This is a genomic window from Arcanobacterium hippocoleae, assembly GCF_040360365.1.
Classification (GTDB): Bacteria; Actinomycetota; Actinomycetes; order Actinomycetales; family Actinomycetaceae; genus Arcanobacterium_A; species Arcanobacterium_A hippocoleae_A.
The window spans coordinates 1,535,695-1,555,036 of record NZ_CP136412.1 but is presented as its reverse complement, the minus strand read 5'-3'; the positions used below and the strand labels follow the sequence as shown (position 1 = coordinate 1,555,036).

The 19,342-nt window shown below is 48.1% G+C and carries 17 protein-coding genes and 3 tRNA genes; 12 read left to right on the top strand and 8 right to left on the bottom strand.

The features are described from left to right. The first annotated feature begins 7 nt into the window (after positions 1–7). Entirely contained in the window at positions 8–808 is an 801-nt protein-coding gene (locus tag RQN30_RS08095; RefSeq protein WP_491608722.1) for a glycosyltransferase family 2 protein, read from the top strand. 92 nt (positions 809–900) lie between these two features. Here the strand turns inward: RQN30_RS08095 and RQN30_RS08090 are convergent, their stop codons facing one another. From RQN30_RS08090 to RQN30_RS08080, 3 genes are read right to left on the bottom strand one after another with little or no spacing between them, the layout of a single operon-like run. Continuing rightward, positions 901–2,166: a hypothetical protein gene (locus tag RQN30_RS08090; protein WP_353060039.1), complete on the bottom strand. Its 1,266-nt coding sequence runs from the start codon at positions 2,164–2,166 to the stop codon at positions 901–903. Further along, entirely contained in the window at positions 2,076–2,828 is a 753-nt protein-coding gene (locus RQN30_RS08085; RefSeq protein WP_353060038.1) for a hypothetical protein, read from the bottom strand. Before RQN30_RS08085 ends, RQN30_RS08090 begins: the two co-directional genes overlap by 91 nt. Continuing rightward, entirely contained in the window at positions 2,821–3,468 is a 648-nt protein-coding gene (locus RQN30_RS08080; protein WP_353060037.1) for a hypothetical protein, read from the bottom strand. Before RQN30_RS08080 ends, RQN30_RS08085 begins: the two co-directional genes overlap by 8 nt. Positions 3,469–3,742: 274 nt before the next feature. Between RQN30_RS08080 and pheA the strand changes: the two genes are divergently transcribed. Then, a complete protein-coding gene (gene pheA / locus RQN30_RS08075) occupies positions 3,743–4,798 on the top strand; it encodes a prephenate dehydratase (protein WP_353060036.1) in 1,056 nt (351 codons plus the stop codon). Positions 4,799–4,927: 129 nt separating this feature from the next. On the opposite strand, the gene RQN30_RS08070 is transcribed toward pheA, so the two are convergent. Continuing rightward, the gene (locus RQN30_RS08070; protein WP_353060035.1) at positions 4,928–5,998 is read right to left on the bottom strand and encodes a diacylglycerol/lipid kinase family protein; all 1,071 of its coding nucleotides are present in this window, start codon (positions 5,996–5,998) and stop codon (positions 4,928–4,930) included. Positions 5,999–6,560: 562 nt separating this feature from the next. Between RQN30_RS08070 and serS the strand changes: the two genes are divergently transcribed. Next, on the top strand, positions 6,561–7,841 hold the full coding sequence (serS, locus tag RQN30_RS08065) for a serine--tRNA ligase (protein ID WP_353060034.1): 1,281 nt from the start codon (positions 6,561–6,563) through the stop codon (positions 7,839–7,841). 316 nt (positions 7,842–8,157) lie between these two features. Next, on the top strand, positions 8,158–9,087 hold the full coding sequence (locus RQN30_RS08060; RefSeq protein WP_353060033.1) for an HAD family hydrolase: 930 nt from the start codon (positions 8,158–8,160) through the stop codon (positions 9,085–9,087). A 15-nt stretch (positions 9,088–9,102) separates the two neighbouring features. On the opposite strand, the gene RQN30_RS08055 is transcribed toward RQN30_RS08060, so the two are convergent. The 3 genes from RQN30_RS08055 to RQN30_RS08045 form a co-directional block, all read right to left on the bottom strand. Then, on the bottom strand, positions 9,103–9,834 hold the full coding sequence (locus tag RQN30_RS08055) for a hypothetical protein (RefSeq protein ID WP_353060032.1): 732 nt from the start codon (positions 9,832–9,834) through the stop codon (positions 9,103–9,105). A gap of 420 nt (positions 9,835–10,254) precedes the next feature. Further along, positions 10,255–10,674 (bottom strand): hypothetical protein, encoded by a 420-nt coding sequence (locus tag RQN30_RS08050; RefSeq protein ID WP_353060031.1) that lies wholly within the window; start codon positions 10,672–10,674, stop codon positions 10,255–10,257. Beyond that, positions 10,674–11,552, bottom strand: coding sequence for a hypothetical protein (locus tag RQN30_RS08045; protein ID WP_353060030.1), 879 nt, complete (start codon positions 11,550–11,552; stop codon positions 10,674–10,676). The genes RQN30_RS08050 and RQN30_RS08045 overlap by 1 nt, the downstream gene beginning before the upstream one ends. A 240-nt stretch (positions 11,553–11,792) precedes the next feature. Here RQN30_RS08045 and RQN30_RS08040 point away from each other — a divergent pair. The 5 genes from RQN30_RS08040 to RQN30_RS08020 all read left to right on the top strand — a co-directional run bounded on the left by RQN30_RS08040 (position 11,793) and on the right by RQN30_RS08020 (position 14,805). After that, positions 11,793–11,880: transfer RNA gene (locus tag RQN30_RS08040), tRNA-Ser, on the top strand. A gap of 513 nt (positions 11,881–12,393) precedes the next feature. Further along, a tRNA-Ser gene (locus RQN30_RS08035) sits at positions 12,394–12,480 on the top strand. A 387-nt stretch (positions 12,481–12,867) separates the two neighbouring features. Next, positions 12,868–13,239: a helix-turn-helix domain-containing protein gene (locus tag RQN30_RS08030; protein WP_353060029.1), complete on the top strand. Its 372-nt coding sequence runs from the start codon at positions 12,868–12,870 to the stop codon at positions 13,237–13,239. Then, on the top strand, positions 13,239–13,988 hold the full coding sequence (locus RQN30_RS08025) for a DUF3800 domain-containing protein (RefSeq protein WP_353060028.1): 750 nt from the start codon (positions 13,239–13,241) through the stop codon (positions 13,986–13,988). Before RQN30_RS08030 ends, RQN30_RS08025 begins: the two co-directional genes overlap by 1 nt. 744 nt (positions 13,989–14,732) lie before the next feature. Continuing rightward, a tRNA-Arg gene (locus RQN30_RS08020) sits at positions 14,733–14,805 on the top strand. 441 nt (positions 14,806–15,246) lie between these two features. Here the strand turns inward: RQN30_RS08020 and RQN30_RS08015 are convergent. Then, positions 15,247–16,836, bottom strand: coding sequence for an ATP-binding cassette domain-containing protein (locus RQN30_RS08015; protein WP_353060027.1), 1,590 nt, complete (start codon positions 16,834–16,836; stop codon positions 15,247–15,249). Between the two features lie 293 nt (positions 16,837–17,129). Between RQN30_RS08015 and RQN30_RS08010 the strand changes: the two genes are divergently transcribed. The 3 genes from RQN30_RS08010 (at position 17,130) to RQN30_RS08000 (ending at position 19,338) form a co-directional block, all read left to right on the top strand. Beyond that, on the top strand, positions 17,130–17,522 hold the full coding sequence (locus RQN30_RS08010) for a rhodanese-like domain-containing protein (protein ID WP_353060026.1): 393 nt from the start codon (positions 17,130–17,132) through the stop codon (positions 17,520–17,522). Between the two features lie 35 nt (positions 17,523–17,557). Then, on the top strand, positions 17,558–17,830 hold the full coding sequence (locus RQN30_RS08005) for an ACT domain-containing protein (RefSeq protein WP_353060025.1): 273 nt from the start codon (positions 17,558–17,560) through the stop codon (positions 17,828–17,830). A 146-nt stretch (positions 17,831–17,976) separates the two neighbouring features. Next, positions 17,977–19,338, top strand: coding sequence for a PFL family protein (locus RQN30_RS08000; protein WP_353060024.1), 1,362 nt, complete (start codon positions 17,977–17,979; stop codon positions 19,336–19,338). Positions 19,339–19,342 lie beyond the last annotated feature (4 nt).

Below are 19,342 nucleotides of genomic sequence, written 5' to 3'. Positions count from 1 at the left end.
AGTAAATATTGTGCAAAGTAATCAACGAGTCGCGGTAATTATTCCGGCGAAAGATGAGTCAGAGCGAATCGGCGCCACAATTCGTGCCGCCCGCGCCATCCCTTACGCGGACCTCGTAATCGTAGTTGACGACGGTTCTGAAGATAATACCCAAACTGTAGCTCGTGCTGCCGGCGCAACGGTAGTGCGTCACTCTGTAAACCGCGGCAAAGCGTCTGCGATGGAAACTGGTGCCGGTGTAGCTTCAATGCGGGATACCGACGGGGTACCGCCGCGAATCCTGCTTTTTATCGACGCCGATCTGCAAGACTCTGCACTCGAGTGCGCGCCGCTGGTCAGCCCCGTCGTAAACGGCGAAGTTGACTGCACAATCGCTTATCTTCCACCGCAAGAAGGCGCCGGCGGGCATGGTTTCGTAACAGGTCTTGGGCGCAAAGCAATTAAGCGTCTCACCGGTTGGGTTCCGCAGCAGCCGCTTTCCGGGCAGCGGTGTATTACCCGCGCCGCATTTGATTCCGTGCAGCCATTTGCACCTGGATGGGGTGTAGAAGTCGGTATGACCATCGATTTACTAGTTGCCGGTTACACTGTACAAGAAATCCCATGCAAGCTGAAACACCGTGCTTCACGCAATGATTGGGCGGGAATATTACATCGCGCAAATCAATATAAAGATGTTTGGCGTGCTGCGATTGCCCGGAGAATCGCCCGGCAGGGAGTGCCGAAAGAGCTGCGTTCGCAAGAAGATACTTCACCCGGAAAAGCATTTAACGCCTACCGAAAAGGCGCACAGCCCAAACATAAATAAGCGCCCGCGTCTGCAACATAAATAAATTCCTGCGGAGACGGGCACTTTGCATGTCCCCCGTCTCCGCCGGAATTAACGTGTACTTGAAAGTATTAACTCCCCACAGTTTCCGCGGCTTTTTCCGCAAAATATTCCTGCACATTGCTCATCACAATCGCAAAACACATTGGAACCCCGCAAAACAATCCGATAAACGGCAGCAATAACCCCGAATCGTTAATTGCAAGCCCAAAAACGAGCAATGCTGCAGCAGCTGCCTGGCATGCCGCAAAATCCGCCGGCAGCACCGCGCTTTTCACACCTTGCCGATCAAGCTCAATCCGCAAATCAGTATTTAACAAGTTCCGCACTTTTTCGCCGCGCTTGCGAATACCGCGGATTACCGCTGCTGCCAGCGCACACACTATCCCAAATACACAAATCCAGACATATACGGAAATATCTGCGAACATTTCACCAAACTTCCGCGAAATTACGAGGAAGAAATCGCCGCGCAGCACAGAAGCAATAAATTCGCCTAAATGTGTGCGCTGCCCTTTCGGCTTAAACCAATCCAGCATTGCAATCGAAAATGCGCCAAGAATTCCTAATATCATCAGCACCGCCGTCGAACGCCGATTTAGCCGCTGCCCGAGATGAAGTAATAGCAGCACATTAAACGCAAGCACCATCGCAGGCGGACCGCCGAAGTCTGCGCCAAGAATTGGCGCGCCGTCGACGTAAATTGCAAAGCAAAGCATCACAGCTGCGAATGCGTAACGCTGCCAAACCGGAGTATCGGCAATCCGCATTAACTGCAGCCCGAATGCTGCCAAAACAAGCATTGAAAGTGCGAAAATAACGAACGTCGAATTTCCGAATCCGTAGAAGCGCCCGGCGTGCTGCGCCTGCACACCAAAAATAGATGAAAAGTGCAGATACGAACCATTAAGCACATCGAAAACCAGCGTGAACACAGTTCCGGCCGCAATTATTGCGACGGCAAACACGCCTGCACTCACCTGGCTTTGTATGCGTTGCGAAAGAATCTTTGCAAGCCGCCGCGAAATTTCCGCAATTGCCGCGGCAAGCAAACAAATCAAGAGCAGCCCGCTAAATCGGGGGAAAGGAAGATACCACCACGGGATGAGATTGATTAAAAACGAAGCAGCCGGCACAGCACTAACCGTGAGCAGCAGCATCGTCAGGTGCCTTGCACCGCTGCCAGCTCGGAGTTGATTCTCTTTTCTGCGTTTCTTCCGATACTTTATCTTCCGCTTATTCGCTTTTACCTGCCGCAAATAGAAAACTGCCGCAATTGCGGAAAAACCGGAGAATACCGAAAATCCGATAAACGCATAACCCAAAGAAGCCCGCACGTACTTCGCACGTTCATTTTCACTGCGCAAATATTCCAGTTGGCTTCCGGAAGTTGTTTTCCCAATATACTGCGTAATCGGAGCACCGACGGCATTGCGGGTATCAGGTAAAACTTTTTCCGATTCGGAAACAGGATTTTTTCTGCAGTAATCGCAGCGAGAGTCGGTAAAATATCGGTATTTTGCACCACACCGGGAATTCGTGTTGAGTTCGTATATGCAAGCCGGCTGGCGTCTGGAATCGGGAAAGCCAAATTATTCCGGTTCGCGGCTGGAAGTTTTTCTGCGGGAAACGCGGAGCGGGAGAAATCAGTGTGTAAATTCGCGAGATTAACTTTGAAATAGCTTTGCATTTTCGCACCGCTGCGATCTGCTTCTGCAAGCGACGCAAAAATTACCATGGTCCGCGGTTGTTTCCCTGTTGCTTTTTGCACGGCAGCGTCTTGTATCTGCAGCGCTTTTACAACTGCAGCGAAACGCGAATCGAGCGATTTTAATTCGCTGCGCAAAGATGCTGCAGCAGAGTTCGGTAAATGGAAAGAGGCATGGAATGCGCCGGCGCTGTGTGAATCTTTCTGTTTTTCAGCTGTTAACGGTGAGAACCCGGCACGCACCACGCCAAGATCAGCTAGAATCACCTGCGCGTCTTTCATTTTATCCACACTGGCAGCGAGCAGCTGCGGTGTTGGGGAAACGATGTTTGGCGCGGCTCAGAACCGCCTGGCACGTACACCGCGGAATCCGGAAGTTTACCGTCGTTATCGGCAAGCGCGAGTGCTGCTCCGGCGCCGATTGCCCCGATTTTTTCCCGTTTCCGCTAAGTACCTGTGCCAGATTCCCGAAAATCGGACGGTACTTATTTGCAGAATTTACTTCCGGATACTGCTCCCAGTTTGCAATCTGCCACTGGCCTTCAATTTGATTTACCTGCGGAAAAGTACGGCAGCGCATGGAAAAATCAGCTAGTCCATTCGTCCGTACGCCTGTGTTTACGGTAAGCCAGCCGGCGTCAGGGCAAGCTGTATCGGCATTGATTTTTACGATAAAATTCGCGATTTCCGCACTCTTTGCCGTGGCTGCTGCAAAGAGATTCGGCGCGGATACCGGATCCAGGATGTCCCAACTCACACCGCTTGTACCAAGAAAAACCACTCTCGACGGAGATTCGAGATTGTGTTCTGCTTCTGCTTGTTCACCAAGAAACATCATTCGAAACAAGCTGAGGAATAGCACAAAAACAAAGCAAAACGCACTGATTATGAGCACCTTTGCACCAGTGTTCGTTCTTTGTGTCTTTCCCATTTGTTTAGTTCCGCCCTAATTTTTTCAAATCATACCGCCTATTGAACTGGTTTATCATTATTATCCAGCACGAGGCACAATTGTTTATAAAACATGCGGCACAATTTCGCCAATAGCTCCGAACTTTACCGAAAAAGCTTCTCTGCTCGGATCGCGCCGAAAACTGCAGCATTTGAAAATGGCAATACAACACGAATAAAGTGCAGGATTAATGCTCCGCAAGAAAATACTGCGCCGCACCGCTGGTAAGCCGAGCATTCGGGAAGGATGGAAAATGAGCGAAAAGCTGGATTCGGTAAATACGCCTGCAATCGCAGCTGCAGCAAAACCCCGCTTTGCTTTTCTTGGTCCGCGGGGCACTTTTTGCCAGCAAGCATTAAACCAAGTTGCACCCGAATCGGATGCATTGCACATTCCGGCGCTTGACGCTCCGCGCGCGATTAACATGGTTTGCACGGGTGAAGCAGATTATGCCGTTGTGCCAATTGAAAACTCGGTAGAAGGCGGAATCAATTCCACTATTGATACGCTGACGAAGCGGGCGAATCTTGCAATTGCCGCAGAGATGCTTGTGCCAATTACGTTTGTGCTTGCAGTGCGGCGCGGAGTGAAATTAGCAGAAATTAACCGCATTTCCACTCATAATGCAGCTTGGACTCAATGTCATGAGTGGATTCTCGAAAATCTTCCGCAGGTCGCATATCTTCCGGCAGCTTCTACGGCAGCGGGAGCCGCACAGCTCGCTGCGCAAGAAAATCCCGGATATGAGGCCGCTCTTGTTTCGCCGCTTGCAGCCGCACAGTATGGACTTGAAGTGCTGCATGCTGATGTTGCCGATAATCCCAATGCTGTCACCCGCTTTGTACTTATTGGAAAAGCAGGTTCTGTGCCGAACCCGACAGGCCGCGATAAAACTACATTGATGGTTCAGCTGCCTTCCGACGGCTCCGGCGCACTTCTCCAAATGCTCACACAATTTGCAACGCTCGGGATTAATCTTTCACGGATTGAGTCGCGTCCGATTGGGGATTCACTTGGGCGCTATGCTTTTTCAATTGATGCCGACGGGCATATTTTCGAAAAGCGGATTCAGGCAGTTCTTGCGGCTTTACATCGGGTCAGTCCGAAAGTGACTTTTCTCGGATCCTATCCGGCAGCGCGGCATCCGGAAGTGTTTTCTCCGGCTGCCGGGTATCAGCCGGCGCCGTACTCTCCGGCTGAAGCTTCACATCAGCACCTCGCTCCAGGTACTTCGGATGCTGATTTTCATGCCGCAAATGCTTGGGTTGCAAAAATCATTTCCGGCGCTCATACCTATCAGGAAAATTAAACTCACACTTCGCAGGAAAACTAAACCAGTAAGAGAACTAACCTGATTTCAGCTTTCGCACACCGAAAATTACCGGGTGTTCTCAACTCGGTTCCGCGGTTGAAATTCCGCGTGTTCATTTATTTTCATTCATCCTTTCCGGACACGCACATTCAATGCGCCCGGATCCAGGCTTACCGAAAACTCTTTTGCGTATCCAAGCACGTCGCCGTCAAGCTGTACTGCCTGCAAACTATCAGCTTTTACTGTGCAAGTCCGCACCCGTCTCGTATCAAGATCACCAACTACAGAATTTATCGGAATCAGAGAGCGCTCACTGAATCCCATATTTTTTGCCATAATCGTGTGTACGAGATCAATCCAACCAAGCACACCGCCTTTGATGTCAAGAACGGTGAGTTCAAGCCAGGAATCTGCAGGATCAGCATTGGGTTCGAGGACTATTCCGCCAGTGAGCTCCCCGCAATTCATAAACATCACTGAGCGGGCTTCGGTGTTAATCCGTTTCCCGGAATCACCGGGATGAATTTCAACCCGCATTTTTTCGGCAAATAAATTCTTCATACCTGCACTTACATATGCCAGCCAGCCGACTTTCTTTTTCAATGCTGAATTCGTTGAATCCATCACATCGGCGTCAAATCCCATTCCGCCGATTACTACGAAAGCATACTTCCCGGGCGTAACTGCCTGCAGTTCAGCAGCTTTCGCTTGCTGCAGCAGCGCACTGTCTACAGCGCTATCGTCAATTTCCAGCCATGCCACATCTATTGCTTTTACACTGCCGGTAAGTGCGATTGAAGCCAAGTCTTTCGCTGATTGCAGCGGAAAATCTAAATTCCGTGCAAGTAAATTTCCGGTACCGACGGGCAGCAGCCCGAGAGGAGTTTCTGTACCTGCGAGAACTTCTGCTACCGCGCGCACTGTCCCGTCGCCGCCTGCAGCAATCACTACCGACGCCCCCGCTTTCAATGCTTCCCGGGTCTGACCGGGCCCTGGGTCTTCAGCAGTGGTTTCCAGCCAAACCGGTTCCGGAAGCGATGCTGCCATTGCGGCGTCCCGCAAGTATTTGCGCAGCAAATCCCAATCGGCTTCTTTTGTTGGATTGTAAACCACATATGCCGGACCGGATTTTTGCCAATCATGCTGGCCGACAGCCTCCAAAAGATGCGGCGAAATATTCCGAATGGCTTTCTGCAAATGGGCACACGCACGTTTAAATCGGCGCACCTGCAAAAATAGCCAAAAAGTGCGCAAATCGCGATAGCAAGCGCCATGACGGCAATAAAAAGTTTCCAGTCCACGTTCCTATGCTAACTCATAATGCGATATCAGATGCGGGTGACCAAACTTTGTACAATTTCTGCCTGCTGCTTCTGCCTGCTGTTTTTACCCGCTGTTTTTGCCCGGTATTTCCGCCCGCTGCCAATATTTCGGGAAGCTGAATAACTTCGCGGAAACTTCCGCTGCTATATCCAGCTTTACAGCAGTACCCGATAATCAGCTAATTAACAGCAGGTGCGCAGCGAAAGCAGTAAGCGGATAACAGTGAGGATTTCACCGCGAATCCGCTGCAAATTCACCGCAGCTGAATTCGAGAATGAGACACGCGGACGCGGCAGGCAAAATCGCAGAAACACCGGAAATCCGCAGCGGTTCGCCAAGCAAAAATCCCGCCAATTTACAGCACAGCCCAAAACAGCGCAGCCCAAAACACGGAATAAATTGGCTTAAACACGTATATCAGGCATATTCTTAAATTATGATTGACATTCGCAGCATCCGTGAAAACCCAGAAATTGCCCGTGCCTCGCAGCGTGCCCGCGGCGCCGACGAAAATATTATTGATGAGATTCTCGCAGCAGACGAGAAGCGCCGTGCCGCACTGCAAATATTCGAAGATAAGCGTGCAGAGCAGAAAGCACTCTCGCGTGAGATCGGCAAGGCTTCAAAAGAAGACCGTCCGGCAGTGCTTGCAAAAGCAAAAGCACTCTCTGATGAAGTAAAAACTTTAGAGACGGCTTCCGCAGATGCTGCGCAGGAGTTCCAAACCGCAATGTATAAACTGCCGAATATTGTGGTCGACGGCGTTCCTGCCGGCGGTGAAGATGATTACACTGTGCTGAAACACGCGGGCGAGATTCCAGATTTCACAGCCAAAGGTTTCACACCAAAAGATCATCTTGATGTGGCTGAAGGTATCGATGCCGTCGATATGGTTCGCGGCACGAAAGTTTCCGGCTCCCGCTTCTACTATTTGAAAGGTATTGGCGCACGGCTGGAGCTTGCTTTGCTGACGGCTGCGGTGGATCAAGCTGAGAGCTGCGGTTTTACAATGCTCACCACACCAACTTTGGTCAATCCAGACATTATGGGCGGTACCGGTTTCCTTGGCGCACACGCCGACGAAATTTATTACCTGCCAGCTGACGATTTATATCTCACCGGTACTTCTGAGGTGGCGCTCGCCGGATACCATAAAGATGAAATCATTGATCTTGCTAACGGACCAAAGCGCTACACCGGCTGGAGCACCTGCTATCGGCGTGAAGCTGGTTCATACGGTAAGGATACGCGCGGAATTATCCGTGTACACCAGTTCAATAAGGTTGAGATGTTTTCATACTGCGACCCGTCCGACGCAATTGAAGAACATCAGCGTTTCCTCGCCTGGGAAGAAGAAATGATTGCAAAAGCTGAATTGCCGTACCGGGTAATCAACACTGCTGCCGGCGATCTCGGATCTTCAGCGGCGCAAAAGTTTGATTGCGAAGCCTGGCTGCCAACCCAAAACCGCTATATGGAAATCACATCCACCTCAAACTGCACTACTTTCCAGGCTCGCCGTTTAAATGTGCGCCACCGCACTGAAAACGGCACTGCTCCGGTAGCTACGCTCAACGGCACCCTTGCCACTACCCGTTGGCTGGTGGCAATGTTTGAAAATCATCAGCAGCCCGACGGTTCACTCTACATCCCCCAAGCGCTCCGGCAATATCTGGGAGGTAAAGAAATTATTGAACCTGTTGCAGCAGCAAAGTGAACTGCCGTGAAAAATAAGCGATATCCGCGCTAAATTCACAGGTTTTTAACATAAACAACAAATCAGGCTTCTTCCTTGCAGGGTGCCGTCGGCGAAGTTATGCTGCTGGCGGCGCCCTGTTTCCTGTGCAGAGTTAAATTCCTGCAGGGATTGTATTTTCTGCAGGAGATTAGCTTCCGGAAAAACTCAGTTTTCGCAGACAATCTGTTATTTAGTATCCTGAGATTACGTCCAAGAGCAGCAGCATTCATCCGAAAATGCTAAACCAGCCGCAGAAATCTCACTGCACTCAGGTGCAGCCGTATTTCCAAAAAGTTTGGAGTCTTATGGTAGCGGGAACGCAAAAATCTGGCATGATGCCGTAGCAGAAGCTCGCGCAAACGGTTTGCCTGCAGCCGGTGCAGAGCTTTTTATTGCTCTCGATATCGACGGCACACTCTTACACCATGACACTTCCGTTTCACCGCGTGTAATTACCGCCCTGCAAGCACATATCGCAGCTAAAACTAATATTGTTATCTGCACCGGACGCGGTATTTCCGGTGCGCAGGCAGCAATGCAAAGTCTTGGAATTTCGCACGGATACGCTGTCTGTGCGAATGGCGCAATAATTATTACAATCGGCGACGATTCTGAATCACCAGCAGCAATTCATACAACTTCCGCGCTTAACAGCAACGTGAGTCTTGCTGAACCGCCTGTCCGGCTGCTGACTTCCCACACTTTTGACCCGGCAGCTGAGATTAAAACTATTATTGAAGCACTTCCTGAAGCGCTGATTGCCGTCGAATCGGCGGCGGATTTACGGCGAGTAAACCGCGAATTTCCGCCGGGCGAATTAACAGGCGGATTTCAAATTTTACCCATAAGTGAACTTGCCCACCCGCAAACTACACGTTTAACAATCCGTACCCCTGAGCTAAGTTCGGCGGAATTGCTCGCGAAAATCGACATGCTCGGTTTACATGCCGTGGAATATGCGATTGGCTATTCGGCCTGGCTTGATATTTCTCCGAAAGGTATTTCGAAAGCGGCAGGCTTAACCGACGTGCTGAAATATTTGCGTCTGCCGCGTGCCAACACCGTCGCAATTGGCGATTCCGGGAATGATTGCGAAATGCTCGCATGGGCACAGCTCGGAGTGGCGATGGGAAATGCGCCGGAATATGTGCGTGCCCACGCAAATGCAATTACTGAAGATGTAGATCACGACGGTGCAGCGCTCGTGCTCGAGGCACTGCTTTAAGTTTTTATAATAAATTCACGAATGTTTTTTCGAAAACAAGTGGCGCATATTCGATTCGTCTTCACGATTTCGCGCAAGAGTGCCTGTTAGTAACGCACAAATTGCGGGCACTCCAATATATAACCCTTCTTTAATCATGATTGCACCAGAATCGTTGATTGGCACAGCAATCAGGATGCCAGCAGCGATTCCAATAATTAATGGAATGGTTGCAGGCAGTGAAATCATTTCACGGATAGTTGCGAAATGTTCTCCGCTGAGCTGATTCAATTTCCGTGCCGCGAATATGCTCAACAGCGCAATCACAACGACCACTGCGATCAGCCAAAGCAAATCTGGCCGTCCGAAAAATGAACGCGTAACATCGCGAATTTTTCCTCCAATGAGAGCAAATGACTCTGCCGAGCCAAGGCTTTGCCAGAATTTACCAATATGAGAATTTGCGTTTCCACGTGCATCAACAAAACCGACTATTCCCATCACAGTTACGGAAAGCAATATCCACACTAGTCCATGCCACCAGCGTAAACGTAAACCGGCTAATAAAATTGCAGCAATTCCGAAGCTGGCAATGATTCCTGGCGGGCCGCCAAAATCTGCTCCCCAACTTGGCACGGCATCTACCGCTAAGGTAAATAATCCGATTATCACTACTATTAGTGCGATTTTTTCTTTGCTGCAGCGATATTCGTAATCTTGCAGGTGCCGTTGATACGGTTTCCCGAATATCAGAGTTGGATGCAGCAAACTTATCCGTCATTTTGATATTCGAAGTTATTTTTGCCCCTAAAATCTGATAAATAATTGGCAAAGCGGCAAGCAAGCCGGCAATAATCAAAATTAGGTAAGTCCGATTTGAAATACCGTAGTATCGGCGTGAAGTAAGCACTAATGAACCCATAAATCCATTGCGTTGGTGTAGGGAACCCGCAATAATATCGATGCTGAGCACAAGGAATGCGATTGCAGCGACTATTCCTACGGGGTGTTTTGAAAATTGTGCTAAGCCGGTAATTAAACCGGCTAATAGGATTGTAAAACCTATTCCAAATAGCTCTGCCCATTCTGGGGTGTCAATACCGGGAATGACTGCAAGTTTCCACCATGGGAAAAAATTTAGAATTAAGGCTGCAGGAACAAAAGCAAATACAAAGGTATTTCCCAATTCTAAGATTCGCCAACAGATTCGCGGAGCACCCCATTTTTACCGGCAGCTGCTGGCCGGACAAAAAATAATATTAAAGTAAGTGCAATAAATATGGCTGCAAGTAAATTAAATATTCGATACCAGTTTGCGGTGCTGTTTTTTACCACATAGGCGTGGTTTTCTATATCTTTTATCGTCTGTATTGCTTCGGTAAGAGAAGCTTTTGAAATAGTTTTTACTTCAGAGTAATTTCCAGCAATAATTTCACGCACATTTGGAATTGTGATAAATCCGGAAGCGCGTGTGATAGCAGAATAAATCACTCCGGGAGCAGTTGATATTGACGTATTTGAGCTGCTGCTGTTTTGGTTCAGGTTCGAGTTCGTTGCAAAGAAATGCAGCTGTGCGCTTCGCGAACGATCTCCTAAAGAGGCAATCACTACACGGCGGGGATTTTGCTGTGTTCATTAGCGCGCAATACGTTGTTTAATTCTGTCTGTATTTGTGCAATACGAGGAGCAGTGTTTAAGAGCAGCGAATCCCCATTTACACTGCCAATATCAACCAGCACATTATTTTGTGCATGATTTAGTATTTGTATTAGACGATCTTGGGTAACCGCATTAGAGCGCGGGATATCAACTGCGGGATATGGATACCAGTTATTTACTTCGCCGTCGCTATTGGCAAGCGGCAGGGCAGCATTTCTGCCAACTCCCACAGTATCGGCAGGGAAAGGTGATTCTTTTTGCCATTTTGTATTGGCGATATGATTTGAAAACTCAGAAATATGCACTTTTTGCGGTGCAGTAAAATCACCGTCTTTTAATATTGACGGTTCTTCTGTAAAAATAACCGGATTACATTCCACAGTATTAGGGTTTAACGGAGTCTGGGGCGGTACTCGGTCAAATACGTCTCCATTAACACGCAATGACATCCATCCTTCTTCTGCACATGTCCGCGGGTTCACGGTGCGTGGTGAAAGAGCTGCGAAGGAATAGTTTGCAAGGTTTTCTTTTAAGTTCGGATTTGTGAAGTCTAAGTCGGAAAAGTCAATTCCAGCAGTGCCGATAAAGAGTACTCGGCCTGTATTTTGCGGTGTCTTAGTGCGGCTGTTTTCGTTTAGTGTATTTGAGTGTTGGACAAGAGTTTTGGAGGGCAGCGCAGTTGCTGTTGGAATGAAATTTTCAGCGGCGGCAAAAGCAGATGGCGTTAGTGCTGAAATGGGCAGCAGAGTAATCAGCGCGAAAAGCAGCAAGGCGAGAATGCGCGCAGCGAAACCTGTTAGGGATATACAACTTTGATTTTTCCACACACTTTTCTCCTTATTTCAAGTTTTACACTCAATTCTAGTCTATTAGCTGTTGTAAACTATTTAGAGATGTGAAAAGTGAAAATTGTGTGAGTGATTTTCACCCTTATTTTATTTTTCTGATAATCCATTTTTATCTTTTTGCCGATTTAGTTTAGAATCAGATGGCGTAGTTATGCTATTAGTTACGCGTTGAACTAATGCTGGTGTTTTACTGAGGGTTAGTTTGCGTTAATGATTACAGGAGAGTTGTCAGAGCGGCCGAATGAGCTGGTCTTGAAAACCAGTATGTAGTAACCCTGCATCGGGGGTTCGAATCCCCCACTCTCCGCTGTTTTGTGTTAGTAGCTGGTCTTGCACCAGCTACTAACACAAAACACTTGAGTCTGCGGATTCGAACCCGTGAGGGCTAAGCCGTGAAGAAAACGCGGCAAGCGTTTTCAGGCTTAGCGGTACCAGCCGCGCTGGTACCGAACCAAGAATTTTTGAAGTGAAAACGACAAAAATTTTGGAATCCCCCACTCTCCGCTGTGGTGTTGCGGGCTTTAGCTCGTTCACTGCGTCGCAATCCTTATTGCGAGGGATGTAATCCCCACAATGAGGAGAAAGCAAGCGAAAGAAACTTGTTTCTTTTGGCTTGCGCCGACGAAATTGTGCGCGACTTTCGCAAGAAAGTTGCAAGCACTCTCCGCTGTTTTGTGTTAGTGCGGGTCTTGCACCAGCTGCTAACATAAAATAATCGGGTCTGCGGATTCGAATTTATTTTCAATATGCGTCAGCAAAGTCAAGTTTCTTATTTTGCTCTTGTCGTGTAACAATTGAATACGGATAAATTCAATATAAAGGAGACATGCCTGAGCGGCCGAAAGGGGCACCCTGCTAAGGTGTTAGCTGCGTTAGCGGCTCGAGGGTTCGAATCCCTCTGTCTCCGCTGAAGTTTCTGCCAAGCAGACAAGCTGCTTGGCAGAAACTTTTGTGTTTTGGGGATTCGAACCCGTGAGGGTTAAGCCGTGAAAACACGCTAGTGTTTTTCGGCTTAACGCTGCCAGCTGTGCTGGTAGCGGGGCAGATGCGTCGGATCTCTGTTTATCGCTTTAGCTAGAGAAGAAAGCTTTACGTTTTAAGCACGGATTGGCTTTTGATGACTTTGCTGATGCCTAAATATCCGCCTTTCCCTGTTTGGGAAATTGTCAACTTGTTGGCGTACGCGTCGATTTATTGACTGTTTTCCCTAGCTGGAGAATACTTAGAACATGAACGGAAAGCGCGTCAAACGGACGGATTGAACCACGAAATAGTTAAGGTTGTCCAAAGAATTATGGATAGCCGTGCTATGAAAAATACCAATTTATCTGAGATTTCTGGCGTCCCCGCCTACAGCGTTTACCGCTACATGAACGGAGAGCGCGCTTTTTCGCTAACAGATTTGGAGAAAATTTCCAAAGCGCTCAACCTAAACACTTCCTCAATTTTGCGTCAGGCGGAGGATGCGTTAACCCAAAACCCACAAATCCCAGAAGCGGCCCCAGCCCCGCCCTTATCGGATGCTTTCATTGATCAGCTACAACAAGATCTAATCGCAGGGAAATACGCTCTCGCCACACAACACCACGAACCAAACTCTTTAGACGGTCTAGGGAAGAATCCCAAATACACCAGAATGGGACGAAAATGGCGAGGTAAGATTTAGTGACTAAGAAAATAACACTCCCTTTAAACACACACTGTTCAACTTTCTTCATCGGCGAAGCTGGCAGCAAAGGAACAAACGGGAAGTACTTCGTCGTAGCAGCAGTTAAAACAAGCAATCCAGACAAACTCAGCAGAGCAATCCAAGCCTGCCGCGACCGACACAGATTTAACACCGCAGAAGAACTGAAATTCGGCGCGGCAACAAAACGATCAGCACCAATACTTTCCGGCGCCTTCAAAGCAGCAGTTGATACCGGCTCCACATTTGGAGTTTTCGTTTTAGATAAGCAACATTTCGACCCTTGGAGTAGCCGTAAACAATGGGAGGGACATTTGTTTGCAACAGAGCGTCTCTTGCGAGGCTTGGTTACCCGAAGCGAACTAGGAGTTGCACTAATTGACCATATCGACGTTCCAGCTGGGGTTTCGTACGGAGACGCGTTAATAAATCAATGCAATTCAAGGCTACACAACAAACGTTTTGTTTGTGCGGTTAGCTTAGACTCAAGAACGAATTCAGGGCTTCAAATCGCAGATATTCTTGTGAGCTCTGTTTTTCATGCCCGCCAAAAAATTCTAAATAACGGGCTTGAATCCTACCTTAACGATAATTCGCCTAAAGCTTTGCTCAGCAAAAGCATTGCACATAGTCTAGGCATTAGTCACTTTGCGGATTGTTCAAATAAAATTGTTCGCATTCAAACAAGTTTTCAGAAATCATTGAAAGAACTTAAGCAAATGCGTTAGAGTTCCTTTAGGTGCCTAAGCCATAGCCTCGGGCTAATAGCCGGCACCGGCTAAGTTGAGCCGCAGGCTCGCTATTTAGCTGAAATAGGGGTGAACCACCCCGTATAAAACTTGCGCCGCCTCCGAGTCATAGATTTGGGGGCGGTTGCCGCATTCACATTTATGTTGTATGCCATTATGGGCAGGTTAGGGGCTAAGTGCCAAAAATCGTTGCTTATGGCTGTGTGTCGTTAGTGTCCGATCCGGGCTAAGTGTGAAGGCTAGGGCTAAGTGCAAGCCAAGCGGCAAAGTTCGCGCCAAGGCACGTAACAGGTGGCAAAATCTGTATTTTTTAACGTAACAGGTGGCAAAATCTGTATTTTTTAACGTAACAGGTGGCAAAATCCGTATTTTTAAACGTAACTGGTAGCAAAACGCTCTACATGGTTACGTAACTGATGGCAAAATGCGCGGTTTTATGTAACGACGGGAGAACCATCGTTATCGCGAGCCTGTGACCAGCACAAACACAAGCACTTCCGACGGTGAAAATCCCAGCCCGAGTTCTTGCCACCACTTACGTAACGAGAATAAATTCCCGCCACCACTTACGTAACAAAACATCCGCTCACAAGAAAAACCATTCACAACTAGTCTGGCAGAGAAAGCACGGCGAGTTTAAGGCAATGTGGCGATTACCACGCATATCCTATTAGATTTTCGCAAAGATTTAGCTGTAAACTTAATGAGTTCGTTAAAGAACTTGCGCCGATAGCTCAATGGATAGAGCACCTGACTACGGATCAGGAGGTTGGGGGTTCGAGTCCCTTTCGGCGCGCGCTTCGGCTCGATGGTTGACTTCACGCCCCGTCGAGCCGATTTTTTATATTTTAAACATTTCCGCGAACAATCGGGGCTAAGTGCCAAAATGCGGGTCTAATGGCGGCGTGTCGTTAGAGGCTAAGCGTAGGCCAAGCGACAAAGTTCGCGAATCGCACGTAACTAGTGGCATAATCCGTATTATTTAACGTAACTGGCGGCGAAATCGGCGGTTTTCTGTAGCGACGGGAGAGCCGTCGTCACCTTACGCCTGTGACCAGCACAAACGCAAGCACTTTCGACGGAAAAATCCTCGCCTAAGTTCTTGCCACCACTCACGTAAAGAAACCAACTTCCCGCCACCACTTACGCAATGAACCCGACTCCCCATCACCACTTACGTAACAAAAAATGAAAGAGCCGCAAAACCCAATTGCCAACCCCTCAAAAAAATCCGTCATTAACTTTGATAGTTCTTTATATTGAAGGTTGAATCAAATCTCGATAGCAGGCTGGCGCTGGGTTCGTGGGTAATAACGATGACGATTTTGTCAGTAATACCTAGAATGTAATCAAATACCAGTTCACTGGTTTTCGGGTCTAAGTTAGTGCTTGGCTCGTCAAATATCAGCACATCGTAATCATTGATTAGGAATCGTGCCATATCAATGCGCTGTTTTTCACCTTGTGAAATCTGGTGCCGCGCACCTTCTTCAATTTTTTGACTGCGCAGTTCAGTACTAATCTTTAACTGCGCGTAAAGTTCAACAGGAGCAGCGCAGTCGCGGTTTAGCGTAATATTATCTTCTACAGTTCCGGGGATGAAAAAATCATTTCGTTGAATATAGGCAATGCGGCTAAATAAATCAGCGGGCAAAAGCGTCTCTCGCCGGGCTTCATTGATGAGCACTTTTCCGGTGAAAAATCCCGGATCATAATATCCCATCAGAAGTTTCATCAATGTAGATTTGCCTGATCCCGATTCTCCGACGATAGCGTACCGCTTACCCTTTTCAAAGCGGTAGTTAAATCCAGAAACCAAGTTTCGTCCGCTTGGCAATGTAACTGCCACATCCTGATATTCAATCTTTTCCACACAAGTATTTAATGCTGCTCCCGACTCCTGCGGAACGGTCAAAAGCTCGTTAAAGGAATCGAAAATTTCACTTACCGTACCCATCAGGTTCTTCGAGTGCACGAATGACTGTACCGGATTGAAAACGTTATTCAACAGATTGATTGCAGCTATCAGCATTCCAATCGTTAAATCACCATAAATTACGAAATACACCCCAACCCCGAAACAGAAAAGCTGCGCTAAGAAGCTAACAAATATCCCGAAAGAATCAGCACTCCAGCTGGTGGCGTAATATCCGCGTCTGCTTGATTCAAATTCTTTATCTGTATCCAGGTAAACATGCTGAAAGTTTGGAAACAAACCCAAAAGTTTAATCTGCTCGAATCCTCTCAGATGATTGTTAATTACTTTGAGGTACTGAGCGTTCTTTTTCGAAAACACTTCGGTCTTTTTGGCCATGATTACACCAGGAAGCTGTGAAATCACAATAGTCACCAGGGTAACCGCGATAAAAGATAGCGCCAGCTTCCAGCTAATCCAAAAAATCAGGGAGATACTCACAATTGCGGAGGCCGCATCAGCAACCATGCTGCATTTCGGAACCAAATAGTTCTCGTGCAGGATGTCGAATTTCTTTGTAAAAATATTCAGATAATATTCATTCGGCTTTGACTCGTATTCACTCAGCCGAAGACGATTAATTCCCGCATAAAGTCCCGATTTAGTTTGGTTGATTACTCGATATGCATAAAATGCCCGCAAAGCGTTGTAGGCCAGCGAGAATAAAAACCAGCACGCAATAATTCCTACACACACAAAAAGTTGATACAGCAGCGAGTTTTGATCTTGGCCAATCAAATCAACTAAACCGCCAAGCTTCAAGGCAAATACACCGAGCGCCGCGGCACAAAGCAATCCAACAAAACCGGTGAGCAGAAAAAGCAGACGATTACCAGCAATTATAGATTTCATGGATTAATCTCCTTATTCTCCTTACCTGCCGAAATTTTCGGAAAGGATAACGCGCCGCACGTTGAAATATCACCCTCAAAATTACTTTCCGCTCTATTCAACAAACAACACATTCCACTATCTGAAACGCTCGTTATAGCTTTAATCAGCCCCGTTCTCCGATTCCGCCCGAATCACTAACATTCTTATGCTCTGCATCTGCACAGCAGCATTGCCGATCACACGCTTGTGCAATAAAGCAGTAAACTTTCACACGCGATTTTTAACGCAAGTTTTAGGTATATCCTTGTCTCATGTTGAACTATCTAAAAATTCACGCAAAAAACAATCCGCAGCAGGAAACCGCGAAAAAATCTGATCACAGACTTGAAACCGAAACCGCATCCGATGAGCTGAAAACCGGATATTCAGCAAACACCGCCCCAATACTGCTTGACGTGCGCACTCCTGCCGAATTTTCCGACGGACACCTTGCGGGTGCAATAAACATCGATTTCTTCGATCCAAATTTCGGCGAAATAATCAACTCTCTCCCCAGAAACCAGAGCTACATCCTCTACTGCCGTTCAGGCGGAAGAGCACAATCTGCACTCGAAACAATGCGTACGCTCGGATTTGAAAATATTACCAATGCCGGCGGTTATAAAGATGCATCCAGAAATCTGCGAATTAAAATGGTCAATTAATAAAGCTTCCTGAAAGTTCAGGTAGAATTTTCCACATGATTGCAATTATTACGGTTACCGGAAACGATCATCCAGGAATTATCGCAGCCGTCGCCACTGGTCTTGCGCAAGAAAATGTGAATATATTGGATTTATCGCAGCAGATTATGGGCGGATACTTCACGATGATTCTGCGCGTCAATACTGATTCTTCAGAAAACGGTTCAATTGGCGCATTACAGGAGCGAATGACAGAAGTCGGCGACGCACAAGGCGTGCTGATTCGCGTCCAAAGTGAAGCTATTTTCCGTGCAGTAACCGAAATCTAGCTCAGTATTTTACCGCACAGCGCCATACAATCTGGACTGGATACTCTGGCAACCGGTATTTCATATTTTAAAACACGCACCCTTGCGCACTCATCAGATATGCAGCACTTTTAGCTGTTTCGCTTTAAACTTCAAACGGAAAAATTATGGCAATTCTTGACTCCACACAAATTCTCGACACGATCGATATGGTCGAAAAATACCGCCTCGATATCCGCACCGTCACGATGGGAATTTCACTACTCGAATGTGCCCGTCCGACGATGGAAGAAACCGCGCATGTAGTGTACGAGCGTGTTACTAATCAAGCAAAACACCTGGTAGAAGTGTGTGACGGAATTTCCCGTGAGCTGGGAATGCCGATTGCGAATAAACGGATTTCCGTCACGCCAATCGCGCTCGTAACGGCCAGCGCACAAGGCGACCCAATTTTCGTGGCGAAAGCACTCGACAAGGCCGCAAAAGAGACTGGTGTAGATTTCATTGGCGGATATTCAGCACTCGTAGAAAAAGGAACGACGGCTTCCGATCAGCGGCTGATTGATTCAATCCCGCAGGCTCTCGCGGAAACCGACTTCATGTGTTCGTCGGTAAATATCGGATCTACCCGCGCCGGTATTAATATGGATGCTGTTGCCCGAATGGGTGAAGCAGTAAAAGAAGCAGCCGAGCTTACCGCAGACCGGAACGCTATCGGCGCCGCAAAACTCGTTGTCTTTGCAAATTCGGTAAGCGATAACCCATTCATGGCTGGCGCATATCACGGCGTGCAGGAACCTGATTGCGTGGTTTCGGTAGGCGTTTCCGGGCCGGGCGTAGTTGACCGCGCACTCGGCACGCTTGCGGGCGCCACACTGAATGAAGTTTCAGAAGCAATTAAAGGTGCAGCTTTCAAAATTACCCGCGCCGGGCAGCTGGTTGGCAAACTTGCATCCGAACGGCTTGGTGTACCGTTTGGAATCGTGGATCTTTCGCTCGCGCCAACGGCTGAAGTCGGCGATTCCGTCGCTCGGATTCTGGAGCATATGGGATTAGATCATGTTGGCACGCACGGCACCACGGCCGCACTCGCCTTGCTGAACGATGCAGTGAAGAAAGGCGGAATGATGGCTGCTTCCCGCGTGGGCGGGCTCTCTGGTTCTTTCATTCCCGTCTCGGAAGACGAAGGCATGATCGAGGCTGCAAGGCTTGGCGTACTTTCGATCGATAAACTTGAGGCAATGACGGCAATCTGCTCCGTCGGCCTGGATATGATTGCAGTGCCTGGCGATACTCCAGCTGCCACAATTTCGGGAATGATTGCTGACGAAGCAGCAATCGGAATGCAAAATTCAAAGACGACGGCAGTGCGGGTGATTCCAGTGCCCGGTAAAGGTGTTGGAGAAGAAGTGGATTTTGGCGGGTTGCTTGGGCGCGCACCGATCATGCCCGTAAATCAGGTTTCAAATGCTGGCTTTATCGGGCGCGGCGGGTTTATTCCAGCGCCGATTCATTCACTGAAGAACTGACGAC